4 protein-coding genes are annotated in these 6,000 nt (G+C 70.4%); 3 read left to right on the top strand and 1 reads right to left on the bottom strand.

Annotated elements, in window-relative coordinates:
- Positions 1 to 3 precede the first annotated feature (3 nt).
- A complete protein-coding gene (locus BUB97_RS13425) occupies positions 4 to 1,188 on the bottom strand; it encodes a pyridoxal-phosphate-dependent aminotransferase family protein (RefSeq protein WP_073135522.1) in 1,185 nt (394 codons plus the stop codon).
- A 141-nt stretch (positions 1,189 to 1,329) separates the two neighbouring features.
- On the opposite strand from BUB97_RS13425, the gene BUB97_RS13430 reads away from it, so the two are divergent.
- The 3 genes from BUB97_RS13430 to BUB97_RS13440 all read left to right on the top strand — a co-directional run.
- Positions 1,330 to 4,257 carry an FAD-binding and (Fe-S)-binding domain-containing protein gene (locus BUB97_RS13430; protein ID WP_073135524.1) on the top strand — a complete coding sequence of 976 codons (2,928 nt, stop codon included), beginning with the start codon at positions 1,330 to 1,332 and terminating at the stop codon, positions 4,255 to 4,257.
- The gene (locus BUB97_RS13435; RefSeq protein WP_086062172.1) at positions 4,170 to 4,820 is read left to right on the top strand and encodes a DUF924 family protein; all 651 of its coding nucleotides are present in this window, start codon (positions 4,170 to 4,172) and stop codon (positions 4,818 to 4,820) included. Before BUB97_RS13430 ends, BUB97_RS13435 begins: the two co-directional genes overlap by 88 nt.
- Positions 4,821 to 4,972: 152 nt before the next feature.
- Positions 4,973 to 6,000 (top strand): OmpA family protein (locus BUB97_RS13440; RefSeq protein ID WP_073135526.1); only part of this gene is annotated, 1,028 nt, incomplete at its 3' end.

A 6,000-nucleotide genomic window follows, 5' to 3' on the forward strand; every position in this document is an offset into this window, starting at 1 on the left:
GGATCAGGCGTTGCCGGATAGGTAGTCCATGGCGGCCCCCACGCCGCCGGGCTGATGCGGCACGCCGGCGACGCGCAATCCCATCTCCACCCCGCCGAGCGTCCCCAGCAGCGAGAGGTCGTTGAAGGCACCGAGATGGCCGATGCGGAAGACACGGTCATTCAGCCGGCCCAGGCCGTTGCCGAGCGACATGTCGAAGCGCTCGAGGATAGCGGCGCGCAGGGCATTGGCCGAATGGCCTTCCGGCAGGCGCACGGCGGTGAGCGCGGAGGAATAGTGCCGGGGTTCGGCGCATTGCACCTCCAGCCCCCAGGCGCGGACGGCGCGGCGGGTCGCCTCGGCATGGCGGTCATGGCGGGCGAAGACGTTGGGCAGCCCTTCCTCGGCCAGCATGTCGAGCGCCGTGTCCAGCGCGTAGAGCATGTTGGTCGCCGGGGTGTAGGGGAAGTAGCCCGTGGCATTGGCCGCCAGCATCGGCTTCCAGTCCCAGAAGGCGCGGGGCAGCTTGGCCGTCTCGCTCGCCTTCAGCGCCTTTTCCGACACGGCGTTGAAGGACAGGCCCGGCGGCAGCATCAGCCCCTTCTGGCTGCCGGAGACGGTGACATCCACCCGCCACTCGTCATGCCGGTATTCGATGGAGCCGAGGGAGGAGATGGTGTCCACCAGCAGGAGCGCCGGGTGGCCGGCGGCGTCCATGGCCCGGCGCACCTCGTCGATGCGGGAGGTGCAGCCCGTGCTCGTCTCGTTATGGACGACGCAGACCGCCTTGATCTCATGACCCTTGTCGGCGCGCAGCGCGGCCTCGATCGCCGGCACGTCGGCGGCGCGGCGCCAATCCGTCTCCAGCAGGCGCGGCTTGAGGGCCAGGCGCTCGGCCATTTCGCGCCAGAGATGGGCGAACCAGCCGGTCTCGCACATCAGCACCGTGTCGCCGGGCGAAAGGGTGTTCACCAGCGCCGCTTCCCAGGCGCCGGTGCCGGAGGCCGGATAGATGACGACCGGGCCGGTGGTGCCGAAGACGGGCTTGATCTTGTCGAGCACCCGCTTGCCCAGCACGCCGAAATCGGGCCCGCGATGGTCCATGGTCGGGTTATCGAGGGCGCGGAGCACGCGGTCCGGCACGTTGGTCGGGCCGGGGATCTGCAGGAAATGCCGGCCGTTCTCGGGCCGGCTGGTGAAATAGGCCATGGGCGTCCTCCGCTCTGGCCGGTGGTCTAGCCCGTATGCCCCATGGGCCGCCAATGAGTTCGGCACGTCCGATTGATGAGCATTATGGATGCGACGTCCACGGCCGGCTCGGCTAGTTTACGGACCGCAGGAGACGCCCGAATGAATGCTATCACCCGGTCGCGCATCGCCCCCGGCGACAGCCGCCTCGCCAGCCGCCTGAAGCGGGAAACCCAGGGCGAGGTTCTGTTCGGCGCCGGCGACCGCGGCCGCTACGCGACGGATGCGAGCATCTACCAGGTGGAGCCGCTCGGCGTGCTCATCCCCCGCACGGTGGAGGACGTGGCGGCCGCCATGGCCATCTGCCGCGAGGAAGGCGTGCCCGTGCTGCCGCGCGGCGGCGGCACCAGCCAGTGCGGGCAGACGGTGAACCGCGCCCTGGTGCTGGATTGCAGCAAGCACCTGCGGAACGTTACCTCGGTGGACAAGGCGGGGATGCGCGCGACCGTGCAGCCCGGCATCGCCCTCGGCGCGCTGAACGACGCGCTGAAGAAGGACGGGCTGTTCTTTCCAGTCGATCCCTCCACCTGGGCGCGCTGCACGATCGGCGGCATGGCCGCGAACAACTCCTGCGGGTCCAAGTCCATCCGCTACGGGTTGATGGCCGACAACGTGATGGCGATCGACGCGCTGCTGCCCGGCGGCGAGCACTTCACCTTCGGCGAACTGCCCGACAATCTCGGCGAGGGCGTGCCGGGAAGTGTCGCGGAGTTGGTGACGCGGCTGCGCGCCCTGGGCGCGGCGGAGGCCGCCGAGATCGCGGCGCGCTTCCCCAAGGTGCTGCGGCGGGTCGGCGGCTACGACTTGGAGTCCCTCACCCCCGAGGCGCGGGCGCAGGGCCGCGGCAATCTCGCGCGCATCCTGGTGGGCAGCGAGGGAACGCTGGCCTTCTCGGCGGGGCTGGATCTCAAACTCTGGCCGATCAAGCCGCGCAAGGCGCTGGGCATCTGCCAGTTCCCGACCTTCCGGGCCGCGATGGCCGCTTCCCAGCACCTCGTCACCCTCGACCCCGAGGCGGTAGAGCTGGTGGACCGGACGATGATCGACCTCGGCCGCTCCATCGACATCTACCGCCCGACCATCGACCGCATGGTGATCGGCGAGCCGGACAGCCTGCTCATCGTCGAGTTCCATGGGCATGAGGACGCGGCGCTGGCGCGGGACCTCAAGCGACTGGACGAGATGATGGCCGATCTCGGCTATCCCGGCGCGGTGGTGGAGTGCATCGACCCCGCCTTCCAGGCCGCCGTCGCCGAAGTGCGCGAAGCCGGGCTGAACATCATGATGTCCATGAAGGGCGACGGGAAACCTGTCTCCTTCATCGAGGACACGGCCGTCCCGCTGGAGGACCTGGCCGACTACACCGAGCGGCTGAACGAGGTGTTCGAGCGCCACGGCACCAAGGGCACCTGGTACGCCCATGCCTCGGTCGGCTGCCTGCATGTGCGCCCCGTGCTGAACATGAAGGACGGCGAGGATGTGCGCCGGATGCGCCAGATCGCCGAGGAGTGCTTCGCGCTGGTGCGTGAGTACAAGGGCAGCCATTCCGGCGAGCATGGCGACGGCATCGTCCGCTCCGAGTTCCATGAGGAGATGTACGGCCCGCGCATCGTGCGCGCCTTCGAGGCGGTGAAGGATGCCTTCGACCCGGCGGGGCTGATGAATCCGGGGCGCGTGGTGCGTGCGCCCGCCATGGATGACCGCAGCCTGTTCCGCTACGCGCCGGACTATGCCGCCGATCCGGCGGTGACGCCGGTTCTGGACTGGTCCGCCTGGCCGGGTCCGCAGGGCGGTTTCCTCGCGGCCGTCGAGATGTGCAACAACAACGGCACCTGCCGGAAGTTCGACGCCAATGTCATGTGCCCGAGCTTCCGCGCCACGCGGAACGAGCGGGACCTGACGCGCGGCCGCGCCAACACGCTGCGCCTGGCGCTGACCGGCCAGCTCGGCCCGGACGCCCTTGCCTCGGACGAGGTGGCGGAGGCGCTCTCGCTCTGCGTCTCCTGCAAGGGCTGCAAGCGCGAGTGCCCGACGGGCGTCGACATGGCGAAGATGAAGATCGAAGCGCAGTACGCCCGCGCGAAGAAGCACGGCGTCTCGGCGAAGGACCGGCTGATCGCCACCCTGCCGCAATGGGCGCCGCTGGCCTCCCGCGCGCCCTTCCTCGCCAATGCGCGAGAATGGGTTCCGGGTGCGCGGGCGATCGGGGAGCGGGTTCTGGGATTCAGCAAGGAGCGCGCCCTGCCCCGCTTCGCCGCCCGCCCCTTCCGCGACGATGAGGCCGGGGCGGAGGCGCCCGCCCCGCGCGGCGACGTCATCCTCTTCGGCGATACCTTCAACCGCTATTTCGAGCCGGAGAATCTCCGCGCCGCCCGGCGCGTGCTGCGCGCGGCCGGCTATCGCGCCGTGGCACCCCGCGCGGCCGCGGGCACCCGCCCGCTCTGCTGCGGCCGCACCTATCTCGCGGCCGGCATGGTGGACGAGGCCCGGGCGGAGGCGCGGCGGACGATGGACGCGCTGTCCGGCTCAGACCTGCCCGTGCTCGGCCTGGAACCCTCCTGCTTGCTGACCCTGCGGGACGAGTTCAAGTCGCTGCTGCCCGGGGAGGCGGCGGACCGGCTGGCCGACCGCGCCCTGCTGCTTTCGGAATTCCTGGTGCGCGAGAAGGCGGAGCTGCCGCTGAGGGCTGTCGCCCCGGCGGCCCATATCCATGGCCACTGCCACCAGAAGGCCTTCGGCGCATTCCCGGCGGCGGTGAAGGCCCTGCGGGGCGTGCCGGGGATGGAGGTGAAGCCCGTCACCTCCTCCTGCTGCGGCATGGCTGGCGCCTTCGGCTACGACGCCCGGCGAGTGGAGGCTTCGAAGGCCATGGGCGAACTCTCCCTCGCCCCAGCCGTGCGCGCCGCGCCGGAGGGCGACGTGATCGTGGCCGATGGCACCTCATGCCGTCACCAGATCGCCGACCTCACTGGCCGGAAGGCATTGCACAGCGTACGGCTGCTCGACATGGCGCTGGAGGGCGAGAGGTAAAGCACCCCATCCTCGAAACCTGGTTCGGCGGTGAGCCGGACCTCTACCGAGAGGCCTGGTTCCGCAGCGACTCTGCCTTCGATTCCCTCCTGCGGGAGCGCTTCGCCGAGGCGGCGGAGCAGGCCGCCTCGGGTTCCCTGGCCGGGCTGCTGGAGGAGCCGGGAGACGCTCTCGCGCTGTGCCTGCTGCTCGACCAGGTGCCCCGGAACATCCACCGCGGCACGCCCCGGGCCTTCGCTTCCGATCCCGAGGCGCGGCGCGTCGCGCGTGAGGCCGTGCTGGTCCGGCGGCATGACCTGAGCCTGGCGCCGATGCAGCGGATCTTCCTCTACCTGCCCTTCGAGCATTCGGAGGATGCGCATGATCAGGATCTGTCGGTCGCGCTGTTCGAAGGGCTGCGGGATGATCCGCGTGCCCCGAGTCCCGGAGGGGTGATCGACTACGCCTGGCGGCACCTCGTGGTGATCCGCCGATTTGGCCGGTTTCCGCACCGGAACGCGATCCTTGCGCGCCCCTCCACGCCCGAGGAAGTGGCGTATCTTGAGACGAACGGTGGGTTTTGAGGCGGCAGGTGCTCGATATGTTGCGCTGCGGCAACACGCGTCCTGGCGATGACAGGACAGGGATGAAGCCGCATCCGGCATGCGGCATGATCGGCGGGTGAAGCGCACCGCCCCTGGGGCGGCTGCCCATTCCTCAAGGAAGATCCGCTCCGATGCCCCGCCTCCGCGCAGCCCTCCTCGCCACGACCCTGCTCGCGACGCCCTTCGTCGCCCAGGCTCAGCCGGTCACCGGGCTCTATATCGGCGCCGGCGGCGGCTACAATTACCTCCAGGGCACCGAGCGTGACCTGACCGGCCGCGCCGGGGCGGATGCCCGCGCCGCCGGCCTGCCGGCCAAGGCCGAGGTGAACTGGGACAACGGCTTCGTCGGTGCCGTGGCGCTCGGCTGGGGCTTCGGCAACGGCCTGCGCGCCGAGCTCGAGGGCTTCTATCGCCAGAACGACTTCCACGGCGCAAGCGCCGCGGGCCTCTCCAGCCGCACCAATGCCGGCCATGTCTGGCAGGCCGGCGCCATGGGCAACGTGCTGTTCGACCTCGACCTGCGCCGCTTCGGCTGGGCCGAGCCGGTCTTCTATCCCTATTTCGGTGCCGGTATCGGCTGGTCGCATATCGAGCTGGACGGCGTCCGCGCCGACTTCCGCCCGGGCCGTTCGCAGGTCGGCCTGGGTGATGGCGAGGACGATGTGTTCGCCTTCCAGGGCATCGCCGGCGCCGCCTTCCCGCTGGGTGTTCCCGGCCTCAGCCTGACGGCCGAGTACCGCTTCTTCGGCACGACCGAGCCGGAGTTCCGCGTGCGCCGCACCCAGACGATCGCCAACGCGACCACCTCCAGCGTGCCGAGCATGGAGAACTACAACCACAGCGCCATGATCGGCCTGCGCTACGCCTTCAGCCCGCCGCGCCCGGCGGCTGTCGCCGTGGCTGCCCCGGCGCCCGCCGCGGCTCCGGCGCCGGCCCGCACCTATCTCGTGTTCTTCGACTTCGACCGCGCTGACCTGACGGACCGCGCCCGCCAGATCATCGCCGAGGCCGCCCAGGCCGTGACGTCGACCGGCACGACCCGCATCGAAGTGGCCGGCCATGCCGACCGCTCGGGCACCCCGCAGTACAACCAGCGCCTCTCCATGCGCCGGGCCGAGGCGGTGGCCGCCGAGCTGTCGCGCCGTGGCATCGCCCGCAA

The organism is Muricoccus roseus, assembly GCF_900141905.1.
Lineage (GTDB): Bacteria > Pseudomonadota > Alphaproteobacteria > Acetobacterales > Acetobacteraceae > Roseomonas > Roseomonas rosea.